At 70.1% G+C, this 23,794-nt stretch carries 22 protein-coding genes and 1 pseudogene; 17 read left to right on the plus strand and 6 right to left on the minus strand.

The features are described from left to right. Nucleotides 1-628, plus strand: a 628-nt coding sequence (locus tag A9O63_RS13335; protein ID WP_141703094.1) for a UdgX family uracil-DNA binding protein, incomplete at its 5' end; no start/stop codon positions are given. Nucleotides 629-1,005: 377 nt separating this feature from the next. Here the strand turns inward: A9O63_RS13335 and A9O63_RS13340 are convergent. From A9O63_RS13340 to A9O63_RS13350, 4 genes are all read right to left on the minus strand, one after another. Beyond that, nucleotides 1,006-1,260, minus strand: a complete 255-nt coding sequence (locus tag A9O63_RS13340) for a hypothetical protein (RefSeq protein ID WP_069332382.1) — start codon at nucleotides 1,258-1,260, stop codon at nucleotides 1,006-1,008. Next, nucleotides 1,260-1,400 (minus strand): hypothetical protein, encoded by a 141-nt coding sequence (locus A9O63_RS22205; RefSeq protein ID WP_084295890.1) that lies wholly within the window; start codon nucleotides 1,398-1,400, stop codon nucleotides 1,260-1,262. The genes A9O63_RS13340 and A9O63_RS22205 overlap by 1 nt, the downstream gene beginning before the upstream one ends. 86 nt (nucleotides 1,401-1,486) lie before the next feature. Further along, nucleotides 1,487-1,867, minus strand: a complete 381-nt coding sequence (locus tag A9O63_RS13345; protein ID WP_235836987.1) for a response regulator — start codon at nucleotides 1,865-1,867, stop codon at nucleotides 1,487-1,489. Then, a complete protein-coding gene (locus tag A9O63_RS13350; RefSeq protein ID WP_069332384.1) occupies nucleotides 1,821-5,333 on the minus strand; it encodes a chemotaxis protein CheB in 3,513 nt (1,170 codons plus the stop codon). The genes A9O63_RS13345 and A9O63_RS13350 overlap by 47 nt, the downstream gene beginning before the upstream one ends. A gap of 71 nt (nucleotides 5,334-5,404) precedes the next feature. Here A9O63_RS13350 and A9O63_RS13355 point away from each other — a divergent pair, with 71 nt between their 5' ends. The 3 genes from A9O63_RS13355 to glgX all read left to right on the plus strand — a co-directional run bounded on the left by A9O63_RS13355 (nucleotide 5,405) and on the right by glgX (nucleotide 9,701). After that, on the plus strand, nucleotides 5,405-5,935 hold the full coding sequence (locus tag A9O63_RS13355; RefSeq protein ID WP_069332385.1) for a PAS domain-containing protein: 531 nt from the start codon (nucleotides 5,405-5,407) through the stop codon (nucleotides 5,933-5,935). Nucleotides 5,936-6,390: 455 nt separating this feature from the next. Further along, entirely contained in the window at nucleotides 6,391-7,620 is a 1,230-nt protein-coding gene (locus A9O63_RS13360; RefSeq protein WP_069332386.1) for a sugar phosphate nucleotidyltransferase, read from the plus strand. Next, on the plus strand, nucleotides 7,617-9,701 hold the full coding sequence (glgX, locus tag A9O63_RS13365) for a glycogen debranching protein GlgX (RefSeq protein ID WP_069332387.1): 2,085 nt from the start codon (nucleotides 7,617-7,619) through the stop codon (nucleotides 9,699-9,701). The genes A9O63_RS13360 and glgX overlap by 4 nt, the downstream gene beginning before the upstream one ends. Nucleotides 9,702-9,941: 240 nt before the next feature. On the opposite strand, the gene A9O63_RS13370 is transcribed toward glgX, so the two are convergent. After that, on the minus strand, nucleotides 9,942-10,613 hold the full coding sequence (locus A9O63_RS13370) for a hypothetical protein (RefSeq protein ID WP_069332388.1): 672 nt from the start codon (nucleotides 10,611-10,613) through the stop codon (nucleotides 9,942-9,944). Nucleotides 10,614-10,853: 240 nt separating this feature from the next. On the opposite strand from A9O63_RS13370, the gene A9O63_RS13375 reads away from it, so the two are divergent. From A9O63_RS13375 to A9O63_RS13400, 7 genes are all read left to right on the plus strand, one after another. After that, complete coding sequence (locus A9O63_RS13375; RefSeq protein WP_069332389.1) at nucleotides 10,854-12,020, plus strand: efflux RND transporter periplasmic adaptor subunit; 1,167 nt, start codon at nucleotides 10,854-10,856, stop codon at nucleotides 12,018-12,020. A 3-nt stretch (nucleotides 12,021-12,023) separates the two neighbouring features. Beyond that, on the plus strand, nucleotides 12,024-15,170 hold the full coding sequence (locus tag A9O63_RS13380; protein WP_069332390.1) for an efflux RND transporter permease subunit: 3,147 nt from the start codon (nucleotides 12,024-12,026) through the stop codon (nucleotides 15,168-15,170). A gap of 146 nt (nucleotides 15,171-15,316) precedes the next feature. Beyond that, nucleotides 15,317-15,571, plus strand: a complete 255-nt coding sequence (locus A9O63_RS13385; RefSeq protein WP_069332391.1) for a putative hemolysin — start codon at nucleotides 15,317-15,319, stop codon at nucleotides 15,569-15,571. Nucleotides 15,572-15,683: 112 nt separating this feature from the next. Next, nucleotides 15,684-16,988, plus strand: a complete 1,305-nt coding sequence (gene purB, locus A9O63_RS13390) for an adenylosuccinate lyase (RefSeq protein ID WP_069332392.1) — start codon at nucleotides 15,684-15,686, stop codon at nucleotides 16,986-16,988. 127 nt (nucleotides 16,989-17,115) lie between these two features. Further along, nucleotides 17,116-17,271: a hypothetical protein gene (locus A9O63_RS22210; RefSeq protein ID WP_011840672.1), complete on the plus strand. Its 156-nt coding sequence runs from the start codon at nucleotides 17,116-17,118 to the stop codon at nucleotides 17,269-17,271. A gap of 59 nt (nucleotides 17,272-17,330) precedes the next feature. Further along, nucleotides 17,331-18,404, plus strand: coding sequence for a flagellar motor switch protein FliG (locus A9O63_RS13395; RefSeq protein ID WP_069332393.1), 1,074 nt, complete (start codon nucleotides 17,331-17,333; stop codon nucleotides 18,402-18,404). A 175-nt stretch (nucleotides 18,405-18,579) separates the two neighbouring features. Beyond that, nucleotides 18,580-19,461 (plus strand): lysophospholipid acyltransferase family protein, encoded by an 882-nt coding sequence (locus A9O63_RS13400; protein WP_069332394.1) that lies wholly within the window; start codon nucleotides 18,580-18,582, stop codon nucleotides 19,459-19,461. Between the two features lie 36 nt (nucleotides 19,462-19,497). Here A9O63_RS13400 and A9O63_RS13405 read toward each other — a convergent pair whose 3' ends face one another. Further along, nucleotides 19,498-20,040: a L,D-transpeptidase gene (locus A9O63_RS13405; protein ID WP_069332395.1), complete on the minus strand. Its 543-nt coding sequence runs from the start codon at nucleotides 20,038-20,040 to the stop codon at nucleotides 19,498-19,500. Nucleotides 20,041-20,303: 263 nt separating this feature from the next. Between A9O63_RS13405 and A9O63_RS13410 the strand changes: the two genes are divergently transcribed. The 6 genes and pseudogenes from A9O63_RS13410 to A9O63_RS13435 form a co-directional block, all read left to right on the plus strand. After that, nucleotides 20,304-20,783 (plus strand): VOC family protein, encoded by a 480-nt coding sequence (locus A9O63_RS13410; protein ID WP_069332396.1) that lies wholly within the window; start codon nucleotides 20,304-20,306, stop codon nucleotides 20,781-20,783. Nucleotides 20,784-20,853: 70 nt separating this feature from the next. Beyond that, nucleotides 20,854-21,717, plus strand: coding sequence for a branched-chain amino acid aminotransferase (locus A9O63_RS13415; protein WP_069332397.1), 864 nt, complete (start codon nucleotides 20,854-20,856; stop codon nucleotides 21,715-21,717). 53 nt (nucleotides 21,718-21,770) lie between these two features. After that, complete coding sequence (locus tag A9O63_RS13420; protein ID WP_002719373.1) at nucleotides 21,771-22,226, plus strand: universal stress protein; 456 nt, start codon at nucleotides 21,771-21,773, stop codon at nucleotides 22,224-22,226. Between the two features lie 147 nt (nucleotides 22,227-22,373). Next, entirely contained in the window at nucleotides 22,374-22,934 is a 561-nt protein-coding gene (locus A9O63_RS13425) for a NifU family protein (RefSeq protein WP_069332398.1), read from the plus strand. Continuing rightward, nucleotides 22,924-23,532, plus strand: a complete 609-nt coding sequence (tsaB, locus tag A9O63_RS13430; protein WP_069332399.1) for a tRNA (adenosine(37)-N6)-threonylcarbamoyltransferase complex dimerization subunit type 1 TsaB — start codon at nucleotides 22,924-22,926, stop codon at nucleotides 23,530-23,532. The genes A9O63_RS13425 and tsaB overlap by 11 nt, the downstream gene beginning before the upstream one ends. Then, nucleotides 23,529-23,794 (plus strand): annotated as a pseudogene (locus A9O63_RS13435) (GNAT family N-acetyltransferase); the annotation flags it as partial. The gene tsaB and the pseudogene A9O63_RS13435, both read left to right, overlap by 4 nt.

The following is a 23,794-nucleotide window of genomic DNA, read 5'->3' on the forward strand; positions in this document are numbered from 1 at the left end:
CGGACCCCCGGCTTCCGGCGGCAGCGCCGCGCCCGGCACGCTGGCCGAAGCGAAGGCCGCGGCCGAGGGATGCCGGCGCTGCGGTCTCTGGGCCAATGCCACTCAGGTCGTGTTCGGGGAAGGACCGGCCACGGCGCGCATGATGATCGTGGGCGAGCAGCCGGGGGATCGGGAGGATCTGGCCGGCCGGCCCTTCGTGGGCCCCGCGGGACAGCTCTTCGACGAGGAGGCGGCAGCGGCCGGCCTCGACCGGCAGGCGGTCTACGTGACCAATGCGGTCAAGCACTTCAAGTTCGCCCCGCGCGGCAAGCGCCGGATCCACCAGAAGCCCGACGCGGGCGAGGTGACTGCCTGCCGCTGGTGGCTCGATCTCGAGCGGGATCTGGTGCGTCCCCGCCTGATCGTCGCAATGGGCGCAACGGCGCTCGCCTCGCTCACCGGCTCCGGGGCGGGGATCCTGAAGCGGCGCGGGTCGGTCGAGAGGCTCGACGACGGGACGCCCCTGTTCGTGACGGTCCATCCCTCCTACATCCTGCGCCTGCCCGACGAGGCCGCGCGCGCCGAGGAGCGCAGGCGGTTCCGGGACGATCTTCAGGCGGCACGCCAGCTGCTGGAGGGTCTGGAGTGACCGATCCCGCCTGACGGGCCTGCGCTGCGTGACCTTTGCCGAGCTCGCGGAGCGCATGGGTCCTGCCTGAAGATCCGCCCGACGAGAACCTCGCCGGCTCTGGCAAAGCGCCGAGGGGCGGCGGACCCCTGCCGGGCAGCCGCTTGCAAGACGGTGCTGCGTGGAAGGGCTTCGGGATCTGGCCGGCAGCCGGTGCCTGCGGGAAAAGGGATTGCGCAGCTCCGCCCGCGCCTCCGGTTCGGCATGGTGCGGGGAGGCGGTCGGCCCGCCTCGGACGTGCTCGATGCTCATGAGAAAGGGGCGCGACTGCGCCCCTTGCGGATCCGGCCGATGATGCCCGATTGCGGGTCCCGCACGGGAGGCGTCGGGAGACCCTTCTACACTTCCGGCGCGTCGGGCTTCGGGATCGTGGTGGGAACCCGCTCGACCCGCGTCTCGTCCCATTGCGGGTCGGTGCGCTTGATCCGGCGCGAGATGAGGTAGGCGGCCGGCCACGACAGGAGGATGCCCGCCCCTGCCCCGATGGCGATGGGGGTCCAACCATACCAGCCCATGCTGAAGAACAGGATCACGAGGCCGCCCGTGATGACCGCGCCGGTCATCAGGGTGAGGAGGATGCTCAGCCGGTCCATCAGCGCCCCCGCTGAGGCACCCGGGCCGGCACCGCGACAGGCACAAGCCGCTTCTCGCGGCGCGCCATGGCCAGCGCGGTCGCCACCAGCGTGACGGCGACGACGAGGGTCAGGCTCAGGGACAGGGTCTCGCTGGACATGGGCTTCATCCTCCGATGCGGCGGGGCCACCGCCTTTGAAGCTCAACGTCCCGCTGCCGCGCTTGTTCCCCGCAGCGCCTTCCGGCTCAGCCTTCCGACGCGCAGGCGGCGGCGTTCAGCGCACGTTCGAGCGCGACCGGCGTCACCGGCTTCTCGATGACCGTGGCCCGGGGATCGGCCGGCAGGCTGGAACTGGCATAGCCGGTGGCGAAGACGACCGGCACGCCCTCGCCCAGAAGGCGACTGCCGAGTTCGAACGAGGTCCGCCCGTGGCTCAGGTTCACGTCGAGGAGCGCAATGTCGGGCAGCGCCTCGGCCACGAATTTCTCGGCCGCCGGAAGGGAATAGGCCATGTCGATCTGCTCGAAACCCATGTCTCGCAGCGTCTCCACCGTCTCCATCGCAATGATGGCTTCATCTTCAAGGTAGAGGATCCGCATGGCGGAGGGGGTCCAGGTCACTGTCATAGTCCACTTCGGTTGCTGCATTCCATGGCAGGGCCACAACGAGGCGAAGTCCGGCCGGTTCCCAGTTGCTTTCGATGCTGCCGTAGAAGGAGCCCTCTACCATCGAACGCATCAGTTGCGTGCCGAAACCCTCGCGCGTGGGCGGATTTACTGCCGGCCCGCCGCTCTCCTGCCACACCAGACGGAATTCCTCGCCTTCTCCCTCGTCCACCCGCGACCAGCGCACCGACACGCGCCCCTCGGGCCGCGAGAAGGCCCCGTATTTCGACGCATTGGTGGCGAGTTCGTGGATCACCATTCCGAGACTGAGTGTGGCGCGGGCATTGAGCCGCATCTCGGGGCCGCGCAGCGTCACCCGCTCCTCGCCATAGACGTTCAGAAGCTCGAGCGCGAAGATGTCGTTGAGCGAGGTCGAGGCCCAGTTCTCCGAAGTGAGCAGGTTGTGGGTGTTGGCCAGCGCCCGGATCCGCTGCGCCAGCGTCTCGAGGATCTCCTGCGGATCGCCCTGCTCGCGCCGCGCGCGATTGACCAGCGCGATCACGTTCGAGAGCATGTTCTTCACCCGGTGCTGCAACTCGCGCATGATGCGGCGCAGATCGGCCTGAAGTTCCAGAAGCCGGGTGACGTCGGTGACGTTGAAGCCCACCGCCCTCACCCCGTCCGAGCGACGGACCGGATACCAGTCGATTTCCCAGACGCGCGGCACGTCGGGATCGGCGGGCGTCGTCCCGCGCACCCCCTGCCGCAGCACCGGCTCGCCGCTGTCGAACACCCGGCGGATCGAGGCCACCATGCGCCCCGCCACATCGGGATGAACCTCCGAGATCGAGCGGCCGATGAGGCTCTCGTTGGGCAGGCCGCTGAAATCGGCCATCTTGGGATTGGCGCGCAGATAGCGGAAGTCGCGGTCGACCAGACCCATCGCACCGGGGCTGCCGAGATAGAGCTCCTCGATCTCCTCGGCGCTGGCACGGGCGTCGGCCGAGGCCTCCTCGGCGGCGCGGGCATAGCGGGTGACGGCGGTCACGTCGAAGATCGAGAAGACCACCCCGCCCCGATCGCCCGAACCGCTGCGATAGGGCGCGAACCGCACGAGCACCTCGGACTCGCCATCGGTCGAGACCATCGCCACCTCTTCGGCCGGGCCCTCCGCCATCACCCGACGGCAGACGTCGGCAATGGTCCCGATATCGAGACGCGCGCGGATGTCGGTGATCTCGCGCCCGCGATCCTGCTCGACGAAGCGGAACCAGGCGGCGGCCTCCGGGGTGAAGGAGCGCAACCGCAGCTCGCGGTCGAGGAAGACGGTCGCGATCTGGGTGGAGGACATGAAGTTCGCGAGGTCCGCATTGGCCTCGGCAAGTTCGGCGAGCTTGGTCTGCAGTTCCTCGTTGGTGGTCGAGAGCTCCTCGTTCGCCGACTGGAGCTCCTCGTTCATCGACATCATTTCTTCGTTCGAGCTCTTCAGCTCCTCGTTCGAGGTCTCGAGTTCCTCGACCGTGGTGCGCACCATCAGGCGCGCCTCCTCGAGCTCGTCCTCGATCTGGCTCACATAGGCCTCGTCGAGCACGATCTGGGTATCGGGGTCCGCGGCGGAGCCGGAGGAGCTGCCGGCGATGGTGCCGAAGGTCACGAGACGCAAGCCGTTCGACAGGGTCTCGCAGCCGATCATCAGCTCCTGCGCCTCTCCGTCCCGGGAGAGCCCGACCCGGGTCTGGCGGAAGCTGCCGCCGGCAAGCCCGCTTCCGGTCAGAAGCCGCTTCAGCGGCTGCTCGAGCTCGGGAAGGATCAGCGTGCGGATGCCGAGCGACGTCGTGCCGGGGTTGAGACGCACGAACTTCTCGGCCCCCGCCCCCACGCGCGTCACCTCGTCCTGCGGACCGATGAGGAGGAACGGCGGGACATGGCGCACGAGCAGCGCCTCGGCCGCGGCATAGGGCAGCCCGAAGATCTGCTCGGGCAGCGCCTCCTGCGACGGCTCGGCGGCCAGCGAGATGCCGCGGAAGCCGCGCGGCAGGTCGAGCGAGCGGGCAAGCGCATCGTTGCGCCGGTAGATCCGGTGCTCGGGCACCACATTCACGAAAGGGTCGCCCTCGGCCTTGGCCGTCTCGGAGGGGCCGAGCATCAGGATGCCGCCCGGCCGCAGCGCGTAGTGGAACACGCGCTGCGCCAGTTCCTGCAGCTCGTGATTGAAGTAGATCAGCAGGTTGCGGCAGGTGAGGAGGTCGAGGCGCGAGAAGGGCGGATCCTTCACGAGGCTCTGGGACGAAAAGCGCACCAGGTCGCGCAGCTCGCCCCGCACTTCGAAACCGTTCCGGGTCGGGGTGAAGTAGCGCTCGAGGAACTGCGGCGGCACCTCGGAGGCGATGGAGTTGGGATAGTGCGCGCGCCGGGCTATGGCGAGCGCCTCCTCGTCAATGTCGGTCCCGAAGACGCTGAGGCGCGCGCGCACATCGAGCCGCGTCATGGCGTCGGCCAGGATCATCGCGACCGTATAGGCCTCCTGCCCCGTCGAACAGCCCGGCACCCAGACCCGCAATTCGTCGCCGTGGCCCTTCTGCTCGAGGATCTTGGGGATCGCCACCCGCGCCAGCGCGTCGAAGGCCGCAGGGTCGCGGAAGAAGCTGGTGACATTGATGAGGAGGTCGCGGAACAGCCGGTCGGCCTCGCCTCGGTTCTGCACCAGTTCGCGCAGATAGTCGCCGGGTTCGGTGAGCCCCAGCACCGACATGCGCAGCGTGATGCGCCGCAGGAGCGTGCCGCTCTTGTAGCCGGAGAAGTCGTGGCCCGTGCGGTAGCGCACGTTGCGCACCACCTTCTCGATGAACTCCGCGTCGCTCTCGATGGTGGGCGCGATCCCCGAGGCGCGGTCGTGGAAGTCGCGCAGCACGCCGATCATCTCGGCCGCAGGCAGGACGAGATCGACCGCCCCCGTCCCGATGGCCGAGCGGGGCATCCCGTCGTAGCGGGCGTCCTTGGGATCCTGCGCGAAGACGAGGCCGCCCGCCTCCTTGATCGCCCGGACGCCGTTCGATCCATCCGATCCGGTGCCCGACAGGATCACGCCCGCGGCGTTGCTGCCGTGCTCGCGCGCGAGCGCCTGGAAGAAGCTGTCGATGGGGCGGCGCAGTCCCCGCGGGGCCTCGAACGGCACGAGCTTCAGCACCCGGCCGCGGATGTCGAGGCCGAAGGCCGGCGGGATGAGATAGACGTTGCCGCCCTCGATCTCCATCCCGTCCTCGATGGACCGCACCGGCAGCCGCGTGCGCTTGGACAGGAGCTCGGGCAGCAGGCTCTCATGTTCCGGGTCGAGGTGCTGCACGAGGATCAGGGCGAACCGGTCGTTCGGCCTCAGCGCGCCGAGCAGGCTCTGGAAGGCCTCCAGCCCACCGGCCGAGGCGCCGATCCCGAGAAGGACCAGATCGCGATCGGCCGCGGATTCGGCGGCGGAAAGCTTTTCCGTCATGTCGTCAACTTTCGGTCTGGAACTGCGACAACCTGACGCATACGCTCCGGCAGCACAGGAGGCGAGGGGGAATGGACCAAAAACAGTTCGAGAAGATCCGCGGGATCTTCGATCGCTCGGGTGTGGCCCTGACGCTGGTGGACATGTCCCTGTCCGAACAGCCGCTGGTGCTGGCCAATCCTCCGTTCCTGCGGATGACCGGCTATACCGAAGGGCGCATCCTCGGGTTCAACTGCCGGTTCCTCCAGCGCGAGGGCGAGAACGAGCAGGCGCGGGCCGACATCCGCGAGGCGCTGTCCAGCGGGCGCGAGACGCAGGTCGTGCTGCGCAACTACCGATTTTCGGGCGAGCGGTTCGACAATCTCCTGTTCCTGCATCCCGTGGGCGGCAGCTTCGGGCATCCCGACTATTTCCTCGGCTCGCAGTTCGAACTCGGGCGGTCGGGAAGTTCCGAACAGGAGGCTGCGGCCGGTCATGCGGGCGCTTTGACACGCGAGCTGGCGCGAATAGGCGCGGTGGCCGCGCGGCTCGAGATGGACAGCCGCCGGCAGCTCGCGGATGCGGCCGCGGCCCTCGTGCGGGCGTGGGAGCGCCGGATCTGAGGGGCGCCGCGGACGGCCGCATCCCTCTCCGGTCCGCGCGCCGTCGCGGCAGATCCCCGGTGGGGCGTGGTGCGGAAGCTGCTGTCGGCCATGCGCGGTGGGTTCCTCGGATCGGGGCAGAGGAACGTCCCATGAAGGGGCCGGTTCCGCCCGCACCGGCTGCCCAAAGGGCCGCTCCGCCCGCCTTGAACGGATCGGTGGCTCGGGCGGCCGCCGATTTTGCATCCTGTCGCAACAGGCGCCCGACCGCGAGAGCGGACGTGCCGCCGGGCGCCGGACTGCATCCCCGACCCTGAAAGAGGCGGCCCGACCGAGAGCCGCAGCCGCCTGCGCACCGAATAGGCATCCGGTGGCACAGGCTCCCGGATCGCAAGCCTTTTTTCGCGCATCCGCGGAACCGCGGCACAACCGGGCGGTTGAGGCGCGCAACTTCACGACAACTGGATGCGAACCCCATGCGCGACGCCCAACGGCCGGACCTGTCCGCCACCTTCACGGTCCTTCTCGCGGGAGGTCGCGGCTCCCGTCTGCATGAGTTGACGTCCCGCGAATGCAAGCCCGCCCTGCCCTTCGCCGGGCCGCGGCGCATCGTGGACTTCACCCTCGCCAATGCGGCGCGCTCGGGCCTCACCCGGATGATCGTGGCCACGCAATACCGCCCCGAGACGCTCGCCCACCATCTCGAGAGCCGCTGGGCCAGCCGCTTCGCCGAGGGCAGCCTCCGTCTGCGCGAGGGCACCGCGGTGACGGGCACCCCGCAGGGCTATGGCGGAACCGCCGCGGCGGTGGCCGCGAACCTCGCCGAGCTTCAGTCCGAGGGCGTGCGCGAGCTCGTGGTGCTCGCGGCCGACCATATCTACGAGATGGATTACGCGGACATGGTGGCGGCCCACCGCGCGTCCGGCGCCTCCGCCACGGTGGCCGTGGATACGGTGCCCTGCGACCGCGCCTCGGAATTCGGCGTGGTGCGCACGACCGAGGCCGGCCGCATCGAGAGCTTCCTCGAGAAGCCCGCGGTGGTGCCCGCCGATCCGGCCGTTCCCGGACGGGCGCAGGTCAGCATGGGGATCTATGTCTTCGATCTCGACTGGCTCGCCTCGGTTCTGCGGATCATCCCCGGCAACACCCAGGACTTCGGCCATGACATCCTGCCGCTCGCGGTGGCCCTGGGCGAGGCCCATGCCTACCGTGTGCCGGGCGACAATTTCTACTGGCGCGACGTGGGCACCCTCGATGCCTACCGCCGTGCGCAGCTCGAATTCCAGACCGGCGACGCGCCGTGCGCGCTGCCGCCCCGCATCGCCGCGAGCGAGCACGAGATGAAGGCCGCGACGGGCGAGCTGATCCAGTTCGCCTTCCGCATGCAGACGGGCGGCATCGCGCTTCAGGCGCCGCGGCTCGGCGGCGACAGGCCCGGCCGCTGGACCATGCTCGACGAGAGCGTGCTGCTGCCCGGCGCGCGCGTGGCGCCCGGCGTGCGCCTCACCCGCACCATCGTGGCCCCCGGCACCTCGGTGCCCGCAGGTCTCGTCATCGGCGAGGACCCAGACGAGGACGCCCGCTGGTTCCGCCGCACCGAGGAGGGCACGGTTCTCGTGACGACCCCCATGCTCGCCCGCCGCGCCGCCGACCGCGGCCGGCTGGTCGCGCCCTTCGCCGACTCGCGCATGGGTCGTTCGGCATGAAGCGCCCGACCCGCCCCGCCCCGCCGCTCAAGTTCGACATGTCCTCGGCCCACCCCAACCGGCTCGGGGCGGATTTCGATGGCGAAGGCACCAACTTCGCCCTCTTCTCCGAGAATGCCACACGGGTCGAGCTCTGCCTCTTCGCCGAGGACGGGCAGACCCAGACCCACAGCCTCGATCTGCCCTCCTACGAGGGCGGGATCTGGTATGGCTACCTGCCCGGCATCCGCGAGGGACAGGCCTATGGCTACCGCGTCCACGGGCCCCATGCCCCCGAAGAGGGACATCGCTTCAACCCGAACAAGCTGCTGATCGACCCCTATGCTCGAGAACTGCGCGGCGACCTGATCTGGGACGATGCGCTCTTCGGCTATCCGGTCGGCGGCGACGATCTCGAGCTCGATCCGCGCGACAGTGCGCCCTTCATGCCGAAGGCGGTGGTGGTCGACCCGGCCTTCGACTGGGAGGCGGACAAGGCGCTGCGGCACCGCTGGCAGGATACGGTGATCTACGAGGCCCATGTGAAGGGCCTGACCATGCGCCATCCGGGCGTGCCGGAAGAGGATCGCGGCACCTTCAAGGGTCTCGCCTCGCCGGCGGTGATCGACCATCTGAAGGCCATCGGGGTCACGGCGATCGAGCTTCTGCCCGTCCACGGCTTCCTCAACGACCGCCACCTGATCGAGAAGGGCCTGTCGAACTACTGGGGCTACAACACGCTCTCCTTCTTCGCGCCCTACCGGCCCTATACGAAGTCGGGCTCAATGCGCGAGGTGAAGCAGGCGATCAAGCGGTTCCACGATGCCGGCATCGAGGTGATCCTCGACGTGGTCTACAACCACACCTGCGAGGGCAACGAGAAGGGCCCGACGCTTTCGTTCCGCGGCATCGACAACGCGTCCTACTACCTGCTCTCGCCCGAGGCGAAGCGGCACTCCTTCGACACGACCGGCACCGGCAACACGCTCAACGTGGCGCATCCGATGGTGCTGCGCATGGTGATGGACTCCTTGCGCTACTGGGTCGAGGTCATGCATGTCGACGGCTTCCGCTTCGACCTCGCCTCGACGCTCGGGCGCGAGCCCGAAGGGTTCGAGCGCGGCGGCACGTTCTTCGCGGCGATCCGGCAGGATCCGGTGCTCTCGATGGTCAAGCTCATCGCCGAACCCTGGGACATCGGCGAGGGCGGCTATCAGGTGGGCGGCTTCCCCTGGCCGTTCCGCGAATGGAACGACAAGGCACGCGACGATCTCCGCGCCTTCTGGCGGCGCGATCCCGGGCTGACCGGCGACGTGTCGCAGCGGCTTCTGGGCTCGCCCGTGCAGTTCTCGCATTCGCACAGGCCTGCGACCTCGTCGGTCAATTTCATCGCGGCGCACGACGGCTTCACCGCCTGGGATCTCGTGTCCTACGACGAGAAGCACAATGAGGCGAACGGCGAGGACAATCGCGACGGCCATTCGCACAACCTGTCGCACAATCTGGGCGCCGAGGGGCCGAGCGACGATCCGGGCATCCTCGAGGCGCGGCTGCGGCGGGTGAAGGCCATGCTCGCCACTTTGTTCCTGTCGCAGGGCGTGCCGATGATCCTCGCCGGCGACGAGTTCGGCCAGAGCCAGCAGGGCAACAACAACGCCTACTGCCAGGACAACGAGATCGCCTGGCTCGACTGGGAGCAGGCGCGCGACGAGCTGATCCGCGCCGTGTCGGACCTCGCCGAGTTCCGCAAGGCCGACGGCGGCATCGCCCGTGCCCGCTTCGCCGTGGGGCCGGACGCGGTGCAGCATGACACGCCGGTGGCCGCATGGCTCCATCCCGCCGGGCGCGAGATGGAGGAGGGCGACTGGAACGAGGGCGAGCTCAGGCTCTTCGCGCTTCGGCTCGACCTGCCGCGCGGCCGCGATCTCCTCGTGGTGCTGAACGCGGGCGACGACGGCGACTTCGCGCTGCCCGAGGGCGAGTGGCGGCTGAAGATCGACACGTCGCGCGAGCGCATCGCCTGCGACGAGCCGGCCGAGGGCACCGTTCCCGTGGGCTGGCAGAGCGTGATGGTGCTGGTGGCCGCCGAAGAGGCCGACTGAGACCGGCTGCCCCCGCGCCCATCTCCCGGCGGCGGCTCCCCGGGGTCGCCGCCCCCCATCAGCAGCACCGCGCGCGCCCACCGCGTCGCTCCGCCACCCGCCTCCTCCGGGCGGCCCCGGCGCCCATGCGTGCAGACGGCGCTCCCCCCTCCCGCCTTTCACTCTGCCCAAATATCCCGGGGGTCCGGGGGCAGCGCCCCCGGCCTTTGCCTCAGCCCTACAGCGCCCCCGGCCTTCGCCTCAGCCCGACAGCGCCGCCAGCCGGGCGTGGGCCGAGACGCCCCGCATGTCGAGCGTCACGTCGCGCAGGAACACATTCTCGAGCAGGTTGATCCGCAGCAGCCTGCGCTCGGTGAGCGGCGCGCCGAACAGGTCGCGGCGGATCATGGCCTCTTCCTCGCGGCTCAGGCGGACCACCTCCGGCCCCGCTTCCGACTGGACCGAGACGAAGGTCAGCGGCGTGATATAGGCCATGTCCGACTGTTCGACGACCAGATGCAGGACGCCGGAGGCGAGTTGCCGCCGTGCCGCGATCCGCGTCAGGATCGCCCGGCCCCGCACCTGCAGCAGGTCGAGCCCCCGGTCGGCCTCGGCGCGGTCGATCATCTTCGCCCGCCGCTCCCTGGGGATGCGCAGCACGTTCGTCTCGACATAGAGGATGGCCACGATCATCAGGAGCGGCGCCTGCGCGATGGCAAGCGCGCTCTGCGGCCAGAGGAACATGGCCGCCACGAAGGGCGCGAGCACCCCCAGAAAGCGCAGCATCTGCGTCTCGAACACCATCCGCCAGACGAGGCGCAGCGGGAAGCCGCGGCGCGGCAGCAGCATCACCCGCCCGAAGATCCGCCGCGGCACCTGCCGCGTCTCGAGCGCGTTCCGGTTCCACACGGTGGCGGGACTGACGATGAACATGGATGACCTCGGCAAGCACAGACCAGAATGGTAGGAGTGCGCGCCGCGTTTCAAGTTCCCGCGCCGGAGCGCACGTCCGCGTGAACCCGGGCTGCCGCTCCAGGCAGATCACGCATTTGTGCCATGATGTGCAGGCCTCGGCCGGGATGGGGGTGAGATCTTTGCAGCCTTCGCGCTAGAAGGAACGACGGAACGAGGCAGGCGCGGCGTATCAGGGGCCGCGACAACCGAGGAGGGACGATGTCACTGGTGAAGCAGGGCCTGCTCGTGCTGGCCGTCGCCGCGGCGGTTCTGGTCATCTGGGTGCTCTATGTGCCCGCCGCCCGACCCATGCTGGCGCGGGTGGGGCTGCTCGACCCGATGGAGCGCATGGGTCTCGTGGCGCAGGACAGCGAGGCGCAGGCGGCTCCCGGCCCGCGGAGCGGCGCGGGCGGCCCGCCCGCCACCCGGGTCATCGCCGAGCCGCCCGAGGAGCGCCCGCTCAATGCCATCGTGACCGCGGTGGGCAGCGCCCGCGCCGCCCGCGCCGTCACCCTCGCCCCCGAGGTCGAAGGCCGGATCGACGCCATCCCCATCGAGCCCGGCAGCCGCGTGGCCGCGGGCGACCTCATCGCCTCGCTCGACAGAGAGGCCGCGCGCATCGCCGTCAACCGCGCCGAGCTGATCCTTGCCGACGCGCGCGAGGATCTGGCCCGCGCCGAGCGGCTCGCAGGCTCGGGCGTCACCAGCGACCTCGCGCGGCAGGAGGCGCTTCTGGCCGTCCGCACCGCCGAGCTCGAGCTGCAGCAGGCGCGCTTCGAGCTCTCGCAGCACCGGATCGTCGCGCCCTTCGACGGCTGGGTCGGCATCATCGAGGTCGAGGTGGGCGACCAGATCAGCCGCGGCGACCTGCTGACCCAGCTCGACGACCGCACGAGCCTCCTTGTGGATTTCCGCGTCCCCGAGCGCGTGGTGGGCAAGGTGGGCATCGGCGACCGGGTGACGGCCACGCCGCTCTCGGGCCCGCAGGAGCCGCTCGAAGGCCGGATCAGCGCGCTCGACAACCGCGTGGACGAGGCGAGCCGCACCCTGCGCATCCGCGCCACCATCCCCAATGCGGACGACCGGCTGCGGGCGGGCATGTCCTTCTCGATCCGGCTCGAGCTTCCGGGCGAGCCGCGCCCCGCCGTCGATCCGCTGGCGATCCAGTGGGGCGCCGACGGCTCCTATGTCTGGGTGGTGCGCGAGGGCCGCTCCGAGCGGATGCCCGCGCGGATCCTGCAGCGCGACGCGGATGCGGTGCTGGTGCAGGCCACCTTCCGCCCCGACGATCTGGTGGTGATCGAGGGGGTGCAGACGCTGCGCCCCGGCGGCCCGGTGGCGCTGGCGGATCCCGGCGCCGCCGCCCCCTCCGGATCGAAGAGCTGACCCATGTCCACGCTTCCCGAACCCGACGAGCGCGACCTCGCCCATTCGAACACGGCGCTCTTCATCCGCCGTCCGATTCTCGCCTTCGTGCTGAATGCGCTGATCCTGATCGCGGGGCTGGCCGCGCTCTATGGCGCCGACGTGCGCGAGCTGCCCGACGTGGACAGCCCCGTCATCACCGTCACCACGACCTTCGACGGCGCCTCCTCCGAGACGATCGATCAGGAGGTGACGGACGAGATCGAGGGCGCGGCCTCGCGCGTGGCGGGGGTGAAGTCCATCTCCTCGAACTCGCGCTTCGGGCGCAGTCAGGTGACGGTCGAGTTCAACGACGACACCGACCTCGACGTGGCCGCCAGCGACATGCGCGATTCGATCTCGCGCATCCGCAACAACCTGCCCGACGATGCCGAGGAACCGCGCATCGTGAAGGCCGACGCCAATTCCGAGGCGGTGATGCGGGTGGCCGTGCCCTCGGCCCGCCGCTCGGCGCAGGAGCTGACCCAGATCGTCGAGGACCAGATCGAGAGCCGGCTTCTCGCCGCTCCGGGCGTGGCGGACCTCCAGATCTACGGCGACCGCACGCCCATCTTCCGCATCGATGTGGATCAGATGCTTCTGGCCTCGCGGGGGCTGACGTTGGCCGATCTGCGCACGGCGCTCGGCAATGTGGCCTACGATGCGCCGGCGGGCTCGCTCACCTCGGACCGCCAGAGCCTCGTGGTCCGCACGACCGCAACCGTCACCACCCCCGCAGCCTTCGAGGCGCTCGAGATCGCGCCCGACGTGCGGCTGGGCGACGTGGCCACGGTCGAACTCGGCCCCGAACCCGGCGCCTCCTATCTGCGGGCGAACGGCGAGAACGGGGTGGGCCTCGGCATCATCCGGCAGGCCCAGAGCAACACGCTCGAGATCTCGCAGGCCGTGCGCGAGATCGTGGCGGGGCTGCAGGCCGCCCTGCCGCAGGATGTACGCATCTTCGTGACCTCGGACGACGCGACCTTCATCAACGGCGCGATCCACGAGGTCGAGATCGCGCTCGGCCTCTCGGTCCTGATCGTGGTGGCGATCATCTACCTCTTCCTGCGCGACATGCGCGCCACCCTGATCCCCACATTGGCCATTCCGGTGGCCCTGGTGGGCACGCTCGCCGCCATCTGGATCGCGGGCTTCTCGATCAACATCCTCACGCTTCTGGCCCTGGTGCTGGCCACCGGCATGGTGGTGGACGATGCCATCGTCGTGCTGGAAAACATCGTGCGCTGGCGGGCGCAGGGGATCGGCGCGCGCGCGGCAGCGGTGCTCGGGACACAGCAGGTCTTCTTCGCCGTCATCGCCACGACGACGACGCTCGCCGCCGTCTTCATCCCGCTCTCCTTCCTGCCCGGCCAGACCGGCGGCCTCTTCCGCGAATTCGGCTTCACGCTGGCCATCTCGGTCCTGCTGTCCTCGGTGACGGCCCTGAGCCTCTGCCCCGTCCTCGCCAGCCGCTTCCTGCGCGCAGGCGACGAGGGCCAGGCGCGCGGCCCGGTGGTCTGGCTCGGCCAGAGGCTCGCGGCCTTCTACCGCCGGACGCTGCACTGGGCGCTCGATGCGCCGGCCGTCACGCTTGCCATCGCCACGGGCTTCGCGCTGACGGCGGTCTTCCTCTTCGGCACGCTGAAGCAGGAGCTGACCCCTTCGGAGGACCGGTCGGTGATCCTGATGTCGGTGCAGGCGCCGCAGGGCGTGGCGCTGGAATATACCGATCGCAAGATGCGCGAGATCGAGGATCTGATCGCGCCCCTGCGCGAGAAGGGCGAGGTCTTCAGCGTCTTCGCCATCGCGGGCTCGGGCAGCCGCGACAACCGCGGCTTCATGGTGATCTCGCTCGCCCCGTGGGAGGAGCGCGACCGCAGCCAGCAGGAGATCGCGGCCGAGTTGAACGAGGGGCTGAGCCGCATCGTGGGCATCCGCGCCTTCGCCATCCAGCCGAACTCGCTCGGCGTGCGCGGCGCGGGCCAGGGGCTGAGCTTCGCGGTGGTGGGCGACAGCTACGCCCGGCTTGCCGAGGGGGCACAGGAGCTCGTCGACCGGATGGAGGAGAACCCCGCCTTCGGGCAGGTGCGGCTCGGCTACGAGACGACGCAGCCGCAACTCTTCATCGAGGTCGACCGCACCCGCGCCTCCGACCTCGGGATCGAGATCACCGGGCTCGGCGAGGCGCTGCAGGCGGTGCTCGATGGCCGCACGGTGGGCACGGTCTTCCTCGACGATGCGAGCTACGACATCCAGATGCTCTCCACCACCGACCCGGTGGACGATCCCGGCGATCTCGAGCGGATCTTCGTGCAGTCGGGCGACGGGCAGATGGTGCCGATCTCGAGCTTCGTGACCCTGACGGAACGGGCCGTGGCGCCCGAGCTTTCGCGCGAGGGGCAGCTGCGGGCGGTGCCGATCTCGGCCAGCCTGACGGCCGAGATGGCCCTGGGCGAGGCTCTGGACGAGGTGGAGCGGCTGGCGGCCGACATCCTGCCCGGCGACAGCCGGATCGAGCCCCTGGCCGAGGCCGCGACATTGGGCGAGACCTCCTCGGGACTGACGCTCACCTTCGGCTTCGCCATCGTGATCGTGCTGCTGGTGCTGGCCGCGCAGTTCGAGAGCTTCGTCTCGGCCTTCATCGTGATGGCGACCGTGCCTCTCGGGCTCGCCTGCGCCATCTTCGCGCTGGTGGCCACGGGCGGCAGCCTGAATGTCTACAGCCAGATCGGGCTTGTCCTGCTGGTGGGGATCATGGCCAAGAACGGCATCCTGATCGTCGAATTCGCGAACCAGCTGCGCGACGAGGGCCTGCCCGTGCGGCGGGCCATCGAGGATGCCTGCGCCATCCGCCTGCGCCCGGTGATGATGACCATGATCGCCACCGTGCTGGGGGGGCTGCCGCTCGTCTTCGCGGCCGGCGCCGGGGCCGAGGCGCGCGAGGTGCTGGGCTGGATCATCGTGGGCGGCCTCGGTCTCGCCACCGTGGCCACGCTCTACCTCACGCCGGTCGCCTATCTCCTGCTTGCGGGCCTCTCGCGGCCCAAGGCCGAGGAACAGAGCCGCCTCCTGCGCGAGCTGCACGACGCCACGCGGATGCCGCCCCCGGTCGAGGGCCGGCCGGCCGAATGAGCCGCCGGCCCGCGAAACCGTCCACGGGTTTTCGCCGCCCCCTCCCCGCATCCGGGCACAGCCCCTTGCGGCGGGCGGGCCGCGCTGTGAAGATCGAACACGACTCCGCCCGCTCTCCCTGCCCCGCTCTGGCCCAAGGCTTCCCCATGTTCCTCTCCCGCGTGCCGCTTCTCCTTTTCCTCGCCCTGCCTGCCTGCGGCGGTTCCGATCCCGCGCCGGTGGCCGCGCCCGGCGACCTCCACCGATCGGGCATGGCCAATCCGGCCTCGGTCTATTGCGGCCAGCGCGGCGGCCGGCTCGAGATCCGCAGCGAGGGGGCGGGCCAGACCGGCTACTGCCACCTGCCGGACGGCCGCACCCTCGAGGAATGGGAGCTCTACCGCGACGCCGAGCCGCTCTGAGCAGGCATGGGGCGCCGCCCCGCCTGCCCCTGCGGCAGCCGAAGGGCCCGCAAGCCTTGCCAGCACCGGCAACGGGCGCTAGGCCCCCCCGCCGGTAGAAGGAGAGGCCCCGATGATCCCGCGCTATTCCCGCCCCGACATGGTGGCCATCTGGTCGCCCGAGACGAAGTTCCGCATCTGGTTCGAGATCGAGGCCCATGCCTGCGACGCGCAGGCGGCCCTCGGCGTGATCCCGAAGGCGAATGCCGAAGCGGTCTGGAAAGCCGCCGAAGCGACCTTCGACGTGGCCCGCATCGACGAGATCGAGGCGGTGACGAAACATGACGTGATCGCCTTCCTCACCCATCTGGCCGAGATCGTGGGCGCCGACGAGGCGCGCTTCGTCCATCAGGGCATGACCTCCTCGGACGTGCTCGACACCACGCTGAACATCCAGCTCGTGCGCGCCTCGGACCTGCTGCTCGCAGGGCTCGACCGGGTGCTGGCCGCGCTGAAGGCCCGCGCGCTCGAGCACAAGGACACCGTCCGCATCGGCCGCAGCCACGGCATCCATGCCGAGCCCACCACCATGGGCCTGACCTTCGCCCGCTTCTACGCCGAGATGGCGCGCAACCGCACGCGCCTCGTCAATGCGCGCGCCGAGATCGCCACCGGCGCCATCTCCGGCGCGGTCGGCACCTTCGCCAACATCGACCCGGCGGTGGAAGAGCATGTCTGCGCACAGCTCGGACTCGTGCCCGAGACGGTCTCGACGCAGGTGATCCCGCGCGACCGGCATGCGATGTTCTTCGCGACGCTCGGCGTCATCGCCTCCTCGATCGAGAATATCGCCATCGAGATCCGCCACATGCAGCGCACCGAGGTGCTCGAGGCCGAAGAGTTCTTCTCGCCCGGCCAGAAGGGCTCGTCGGCCATGCCGCACAAGCGCAACCCGGTGCTGACCGAGAACCTGACGGGCCTCGCCCGGCTGGTGCGCATGGCGGTGATCCCGGCGATGGAGAATGTGGCGCTCTGGCACGAGCGCGACATCTCGCATTCCTCGGTCGAACGCGCGATCGGCCCCGATGCCACCATCACGCTCGATTTCGCGCTGCACCGCCTTGCGGGCGTGATCGAAAAGCTCGTGGTCTATCCCGAGAACATGCTGAAGAACATGAACAAGTTCCGCGGCCTCGTCATGAGCCAGCGCGTGCTGCTCGCCCTGACGCAGGCGGGCGTCAGCCGCGAGGATGCCTACCGGCTCCCGCAGCGCCACGCGATGAAGGTCTGGGAACAGGGCCGCGACTTCAAGGAGGAGCTTCTGGCCGATCGCGAGGTGACGGCCGCGCTGAGCCCGGCCGAGATCGAGGAGAAGTTCGATCTGGGCTATCACCTCAAGCATGTGGACACGATCTTCGCCCGCGTCTTCGGCGCCTGAGCGGGAAAGCTCGTCCTTCACGCGTGCGTGACGCCCCGCGGTCTCCGGCCGCGGGGCGAATCATGTTAGCCTCCTGTCGTGCGATTGACGCCGGCCTTTGCCATCCCACCCCTGACAGGAGGAAAGAATGACGAAGCTGACCCTCGCGACCCTCGCCCTGATCGCCGCTCCCGCGCTGGCCATGGCGGACTGCCCGATGAAGCACCAGACCACCGCCTCGGCCTGCGGCGACGGGCAGGTCTACGATACCGCCACCAAGGCCTGCACGACCGTCACCGGCTAAGGCGGCCTTAACCGCCGGACCGCCAAGCTGACCCCCGAGGATCAGCGATTCGGGACAGCATGACACAGGCTCTGGCACGGTTCCGCCCCGCTCGCGGGGCGGTGTCCATCGACGGAGAGGAGGACGGCCCCCGTCCCCTCTCGCGCCGCGAGAAGGCGGCGATCATCGTGCGGCTTCTTCTGGCCGAAGGGGCGCCCCTGCCCCTCACCTCCCTGCCCGAAGACATGCAGGAAGGCCTGGCCGAACAGATGGCCCGGATGCGGACGGTCGACCGCTCCACCATGACCGCGGTGATCGAGGAATTCGTCGAGGAGCTCGAGTCCGTGGGCCTCTCCTTCCCCGGCGGGCTCGACGGCGCGCTGGCCGTCATGGACGGCCACATCAGCCCCTCGGCAGCCACCCGTCTGCGCCGGCAGGCGGGGGTGAAGGGCGATCCCTGGGACCGGATCGTGACCCTGCCGGCCGAGAAACTCCTCACGGTGGTGGAAGAGGAGAGCGTCGAGGTGGCGGCGGTCATGCTCTCGAAGCTGCCGGTGCCGAAGGCGGCCGAGGTTCTGGGCAAGCTGCCGGGCGAGAAGGCGCGGCGCGTGGCCTATGCCGTGTCGATGACCGGCTCGGTCGAACCCGAGACGGTGCGCCGGATCGGCCTCTCGCTTCTGGGCCAGCTCGAGGCCGAGCCGCCGCGCGCCTTCACGGCGACCCCGGTCGAGCGGGTGGGGGCGATCCTCAATGTCTCGGCCGCCGTCACCCGCGACGAGGTGCTCAAGGGGCTCGACGAGGCCGATGCGGCCTTTGCCGAACAGGTGCGCAAGGCCATCTTCACCTTCGAACATGTCCCGCGCCGGGTGCCGGGGCGCGATGTGCCGAAGGTCACCCGGGTGGTGGAACAGGCGCGGCTGGTGGCGCTGATCGCCGCGGCCTCCAGCCGCCCGGAACTGACGGTGGGGGTGGAGTTCCTCCTCTCCAACATGTCCCAGCGCCTCGCCCAGTCGCTGCGCGAGGATGCCGCCGCGCGCGGACGGGTGAAGGACAAGGAGGCTGAGGATGCAATGAACGCGGTGGTGGCCGGGATCCGCCAGCTCGAGGCGGCGGGTGAGCTCGTTCTGGTGGTGGAGGAGGAAGAGGGCGGATGACCTCCGGTCCCGACGCATGGCCCGACAGGCGGTGAAAGGATCCCGACCAGATGCGGCCGAGCGCCGGCGCCCGAGGAGGCCGCGGGCACGGTTCCCTCGCCCCTCCGCTTGAGCTTCGCAGGACGGGTCTCTATGTCTGGATCACCCAACCAAGGCGGCGCTGACCGCGGAGACCATGGCTTCCAGACGAACCGGACCTGCCGCTTGGGCGCAAGATCGCCTTCTGCGCACCCTGATCGGGGCGCTTCTTCTTCTGCCCTATGCGTGGCGGGTGCCGCTCTGCGGCTGGGTCATGTCGCGCCTCATCGCCCCCATCGCGGGCTGGGATCGGCGGGTGCGTGCCAACCTCGCGCGGGTGCTGCCCGACCTGCCGGAGGCGGAGGTGCGGCGCCTCGTGCGCAGGGTGCCGGACAATGTGGGCCGGGCGGTGATCGAATCCTATTCGGGGCAGGCCTTCGTCGAGCGGGCCGCACGCGCGCCCGTCACCGGGCCGGGGCTGGCCGCGCTCGAGGCGGCCCACGCTGCCGGGCGGCCGGTCGTGATCGTGACCGGCCATTTCGGCAATTACGATGCGAGCCGTGCCGCTCTGCGCGCCCGCGGCTTCCAGATCGGCGGCCTCTACCGGCCGATGAACAACCGCTATTTCAACGAGCACTACGTCCGCGCCATGGCGGCGATCGGCGGCCCGGTCTTCGCCCGCGGCAAGGCGGGGCTCGCGGGGATGCTGCGCCACCTCAAGGGCGGCGGGATGCTGGGCCTGCTGATCGACGTGCATATGCGCGACGGGGCGGTGCTGCGCTTCTTCGGCCATCCGGCCAAGACCGCGCTCTCGGCCGCCGATCTCGCCCTGAAATACGACGCGCCGCTGGTGCCGGTCTATGCGATCCGCGCAGAGAACGGGCTCGACTTCGACATCCGCGTGGATGCGCCGATCCCGCGCGGCACGCCGGCCGAGATGACACAGGCGCTGAACGACTCGCTCGAGGCCGTGGTGCGAGAGCATCTGGACCAGTGGTTCTGGATCCACCGCCGCTGGCGCGTGGCGCAGGCGGCCTGAGGACGGGCAAGAAGGCGGGGCTCCCTGCCGAGCCCGTCAGACCAGCCGCACCTGCGTGCCGACCGTGGTATGCGCAAAGAGCTCTGCGATATGGGCGTTCGAGAGGCCGATGCAGCCATGGGCCGTCACGCCGCCGATCGTCGCGGGATCGTGCGTGCCGTGGATGCGGTAATGCTGCCATTCGAGATGAAGCGCATGGGTGCCGAACGGGTTGCCCGGCCCGGGCGGCAGGCTCCAGGGCAACTCCGGGTCGCGGGCGCGCATGGCGGGGGGCGGACGCCAGGTCGGCCCCTCGACCTTGCGGATGATCCGGGTGCCGCCGAGGCGCGGGAAGGCGCGCGTATCGGGCATGGCCGCCGGATAGCGGCGACGGACCGTGCCGTCCTCCGACCAGAACAGCACCACCCGCTGGCGCAGGTCGGCCAGCACCGCCCCATGCTCGAGCGTCTCGAAATGATCCTGCCAGTCGGTCGTCTCTTCGGCCGGGGCCTCGCGTGCCCCGCCCGCCAGCGCCAATCCGGCGAAGGCCGCCGCCGCGGCCGACAGGATCCCCCGCCTTCGGAGGTTCAGCTTCTGCATCGAACGTGTCCTGCTCATTGTCTTTTTTTGAGGGGCTGCGACTCGTGACCGCGCCCTGCCCCCAAGGTGGTGCCGCTGGGGAAGCCCGGCAATTCACGAATTCTTTCCGCTGGCGATTTCCGCCGATCCGGGGCGCGAGGCGCCCGTGCCCTGCCCGCGCATCGGGCGAGGAGCGCGCTCCCGCTCAGTCACTGTGCAGGGCCGCACCTGTTGCGCAGGGCGTGGCGCGGCTACGGTAGAGCCTGAAGCTGCAGGAGTGCGCCATGACCCTTCCTCCCGAAACCCGCATCGGACATGTCCATCTGAAGGTGGCCGACCTCGACCGCGCCATCGCCTTCTACCGGGGGGTGCTCGGCTTCGAGCTGCAGCAGACGTTCGGCAGCCGCGCGGCCTTCCTTTCCGCCGGCGGCTACCACCACCATATCGGGCTGAACACCTGGGAGAGCCTCGGAGGCGAGCCGCCCGCCCCCGGCACGACGGGCCTCTATCACACCGCCATCCTGTTTCCCGACCGCGCCTCGCTCGGCGCGGCGGTGCGGCGCGTTCTGGACGCCGGCGTGGCGCTGGAGGGGGCTGCCGATCACGGCGTGTCGGAGGCGGTCTATCTGCGCGATCCCGACGGCAACGGGGTGGAACTCTACCGCGACCGCGCCCCGGAGGACTGGCCGCGCGACGCGCAGGGCGCGCTCGCCATGGTGAGCGAGCGGCTCGATCTTGCGGCGCTTCTGGCCGAGGCCGCCTGAGGCCGCACGCCGTCTGGACCCCGTCCCTGCGCGGTGCTTTAAGGAGGACCGCAAGAGGCAGGAGATCACGATGGCATTCGGCAGGAACATCCGCACCTTCTTCGAGGGCCGCTGGCACGAGGGCGACCTGGCCGTGATGCGCGCGGCCGATCACGGGATCTGGCAGGGCTCCTCGGTCTTCGACGGCGCGCGCTGGTTCGACGGGGTAGCGCCGGATCTCGAGGCCCATTGCGCGCGGGTGAACCGCTCGGCCGAGGCGCTGATGATCACGCCCACGGTGGGCACCGAGGAGATGGTCGCCATCGCGCGCGAGGGGCTCAGGGCCTACGGGCGCGAGCAGGCGGTCTATATCCGGCCGATGTACTGGGCGCTCGACGGATCGGATCTGGGGGTCGCGCCGAAGCCCGGCGCCACGGGCTTCGCGCTCTGCCTCGAGGAGGTGGCGATGCCCGCGCCCGAGGTCACGACCACGCTCACCCGCACCCGCTTCCGTCGCCCGGTGCTCGAGGACAATGTCTGCAATGCGAAGGCGGGCTGCCTCTATCCGAACAATGCCCGGATGCTGGTCGAGGCGCGCTCGAAGGGCTTCGGCAATGCGCTGGTGGCGGACGCGATGGGCAATGTGGCCGAGACCGCCACGGCCAACGTCTTCATGGTGAAGGACGGCGTGGTCTTCACGCCGGTTCCGAACGGCACCTTCCTGTCGGGCATCACGCGGGCGCGCCACATCGCGAACCTGCGCGCCGACGGGGTCGATGTGGTCGAGACGGTGCTGACCTTCGAGGATTTCCACGGCGCGGACGAAGTGTTCCTGTCGGGCAACTTCGCCAAGGTGACGCCGGTCACGGGCTTCGACGAGACCGCCTATCAGGTGGGTCCGGTCACGCGGCTCGTGCGCCAGCTCTACTGGGACTGGGCGCATTCGGCAGGCTGAGCCTTGCGCGCCGGGGCAGGCTTCGCCATGATCCCGCGGTCAGGGAGAACGTGATGCGCAAGTTTCTGGTCGTTCTGGACGACAGCCGCGAGTGCCTGAACGCGATGCGCTTCGCCGCGCTGCGCGCGGCCCACACCGGGGCGGGCGTGCAGATCCTGTCGATCATCCCGCCCGAGGAATATCAGCACTGGATGGGCGTGTCGGACCTGATGCGGACCGAGGCGCGCGAGCGGATCGAGGCCCATTTCGAGGTCTTCGCGAAGTGGATGCGGGACCGGCAGGGGATCGATCCCGAACTCGTGATCCGCGAGGGCGATCCGGTGCAGGAGATCCTCGCGCAGGTGAAGGAGGATCCGGCGATCGGGGTGCTGGTGCTCGGCGCCTCGACCGAGAAGGCGGGGCCGGGGCCGCTCGTGACCCAGATGAGCCGCAATTCCGGCAACCTGCCCATCCCCATCACCATCGTGCCGGGCGAGATGTCGAAGGAGCGGCTGGAGGCCATCACCTGAGATCCGGCTTAAGGCCGGGGGCGCTGCCCCCGGACCCCCGGGATATTTGGGCAGAGTGAAAGCCGTGCCGGGGCGCGCGCGGACGGGCCAATTCTTGACTTGGCGGGTCGGGAAGCGCATATCGGGGCCTGATCGCGGAGGCTGCCCATGTTCATCCAGACCGAATCCACGCCGAACCCGGCGACGCTGAAATTCCTGCCCGGCCAGATGGTGCTGGAGGCGGGCACGGCCGATTTCGCGACGCCCGAGGCGGCCGCGGGCTCGCCCCTGGCCCGGCGCATCTTCGCCGCGGGCGGCGTGTCGGCCGTCTTCTTCGGCACCGATTTCGTGGCGGTGACCAAGGCCGACGACACGGCTTGGGATCATATCAAGCCCGCGATCCTCGGCGCCATCATGGAACATTACCAGTCGGGCGCGCCGGTGCTGGAGGGCGAGCAGGCGGCTTCGGGCCATGCCAGCCACGACGGGCCGGACGAGGATGTGGTGCGCCAGATCAAGGAGCTGCTCGACACCCGGGTCCGTCCTGCGGTGGCGCAGGACGGCGGCGACATCACCTTCCATGGCTTCGACCGCGGCATCGTCTATCTGCACATGCAGGGGGCCTGCGCGGGCTGCCCCTCCTCGACGCTGACGCTGAAGATGGGGATCGAGAACCTGCTCCGGCACTATATCCCGGAAGTGCTGGAGGTGCGCCCGGTTGCGGCCTGAGCCTGCGATCCTGGCCTTCGACACGTCGGCCGCGCATTGCGCGGCCGCGTTGCTTTCGGGGGACCGGCTGCTCGCCCTGCGGACCGAGCCGATGGAGAAGGGCCAGGCCGAGCGGTTGATGCCGCTTCTGGAGGAGGTTCTGGCCGCGGGGGGAAGGACCTGGGCCGATCTCGATGCGCTGGCGGTGGGGACCGGGCCCGGCAATTTCACCGGGGTGCGGATCGCGGTCGCGGCCGCCCGGGGACTGGCGCTTGCGCTGGGGAGGCCGGCCGTCGGCGTCTCGCGGTTCGAGGCTCTGGCGCTGGGTCTGCCCGCGCCGGTGGCGGTGCTCGAGGATGCGCGGCGGGGCGAGGTCTATCTGGCCGACGGGGCGAGCCCGCCGCGGCTGGCGCCCCTCGAGGGGCTCTCGGTGACGGCGCCCTGGCAGGTGGGCAGCGCGGCCTTCGCCGACCGGCTCGAGCCGCTCTATCCCCTGGCCGAGGCCATTGCGCGGGTGGCGGCGGGCCGGCTCGGCCAGCCGCAGCCGCGGCCCGCCCCCTTCTATCTGCGCGGCGCCGATGCCGCACCGGCCGCCGATCCCCCTCCGGTGATCCTGTGATCGCAGCCCCTGCCCTCGCCCCCGTCGGGCCGAACGCGCTTGCCGCCCTGCACGGCCGGGTGTTCGAGACGCCCCGGCCCTGGTCGGCGCCGGATTTCCGCGCGCTTCTGGGTGAGCCGTCGGTGTTCCTTCTGACCGAACCGCAGCCGGGCTCGGCCGCCGAGGCGCTGCAGCCCGTCGCGCCGGACGGGTTCCTGATGGGCCGGGCCATCGCGGGCGAGGCCGAGATCCTGACGCTGGCCGTGGCGCCCGAGGCGCGGCG

It is taken from the genome of Cereibacter johrii (assembly GCF_001720585.1).
Classification (GTDB): domain Bacteria; phylum Pseudomonadota; class Alphaproteobacteria; order Rhodobacterales; family Rhodobacteraceae; genus Cereibacter_A; species Cereibacter_A johrii.

Coding starts and splice junctions, on each gene's coding strand:
- A9O63_RS13395 (WP_069332393.1), top strand. CDS start 17,331: ATGACACAGGCTCTGGCACGGTTCCGCCCCGCTCGCGGGGCGGTGTCC.
- A9O63_RS13400 (WP_069332394.1), top strand. CDS start 18,580: ATGGCTTCCAGACGAACCGGACCTGCCGCTTGGGCGCAAGATCGCCTT.
- A9O63_RS13425 (WP_069332398.1), top strand. CDS start 22,374: ATGTTCATCCAGACCGAATCCACGCCGAACCCGGCGACGCTGAAATTC.
- A9O63_RS13340 (WP_069332382.1), bottom strand. CDS start 1,260: ATGGACCGGCTGAGCATCCTCCTCACCCTGATGACCGGCGCGGTCATC.
- A9O63_RS13380 (WP_069332390.1), top strand. CDS start 12,024: ATGTCCACGCTTCCCGAACCCGACGAGCGCGACCTCGCCCATTCGAAC.
- glgX (WP_069332387.1), top strand. CDS start 7,617: ATGAAGCGCCCGACCCGCCCCGCCCCGCCGCTCAAGTTCGACATGTCC.
- A9O63_RS22210 (WP_011840672.1), top strand. CDS start 17,116: ATGACGAAGCTGACCCTCGCGACCCTCGCCCTGATCGCCGCTCCCGCG.
- A9O63_RS13405 (WP_069332395.1), bottom strand. CDS start 20,040: ATGCAGAAGCTGAACCTCCGAAGGCGGGGGATCCTGTCGGCCGCGGCG.
- A9O63_RS13355 (WP_069332385.1), top strand. CDS start 5,405: ATGGACCAAAAACAGTTCGAGAAGATCCGCGGGATCTTCGATCGCTCG.
- A9O63_RS13370 (WP_069332388.1), bottom strand. CDS start 10,613: ATGTTCATCGTCAGTCCCGCCACCGTGTGGAACCGGAACGCGCTCGAG.
- A9O63_RS13410 (WP_069332396.1), top strand. CDS start 20,304: ATGACCCTTCCTCCCGAAACCCGCATCGGACATGTCCATCTGAAGGTG.
- purB (WP_069332392.1), top strand. CDS start 15,684: ATGATCCCGCGCTATTCCCGCCCCGACATGGTGGCCATCTGGTCGCCC.
- A9O63_RS13360 (WP_069332386.1), top strand. CDS start 6,391: ATGCGCGACGCCCAACGGCCGGACCTGTCCGCCACCTTCACGGTCCTT.
- A9O63_RS13345 (WP_235836987.1), bottom strand. CDS start 1,867: ATGACAGTGACCTGGACCCCCTCCGCCATGCGGATCCTCTACCTTGAA.
- A9O63_RS22205 (WP_084295890.1), bottom strand. CDS start 1,400: ATGTCCAGCGAGACCCTGTCCCTGAGCCTGACCCTCGTCGTCGCCGTC.
- A9O63_RS13420 (WP_002719373.1), top strand. CDS start 21,771: ATGCGCAAGTTTCTGGTCGTTCTGGACGACAGCCGCGAGTGCCTGAAC.
- A9O63_RS13375 (WP_069332389.1), top strand. CDS start 10,854: ATGTCACTGGTGAAGCAGGGCCTGCTCGTGCTGGCCGTCGCCGCGGCG.
- A9O63_RS13350 (WP_069332384.1), bottom strand. CDS start 5,333: ATGACGGAAAAGCTTTCCGCCGCCGAATCCGCGGCCGATCGCGATCTG.
- A9O63_RS13415 (WP_069332397.1), top strand. CDS start 20,854: ATGGCATTCGGCAGGAACATCCGCACCTTCTTCGAGGGCCGCTGGCAC.
- A9O63_RS13385 (WP_069332391.1), top strand. CDS start 15,317: ATGTTCCTCTCCCGCGTGCCGCTTCTCCTTTTCCTCGCCCTGCCTGCC.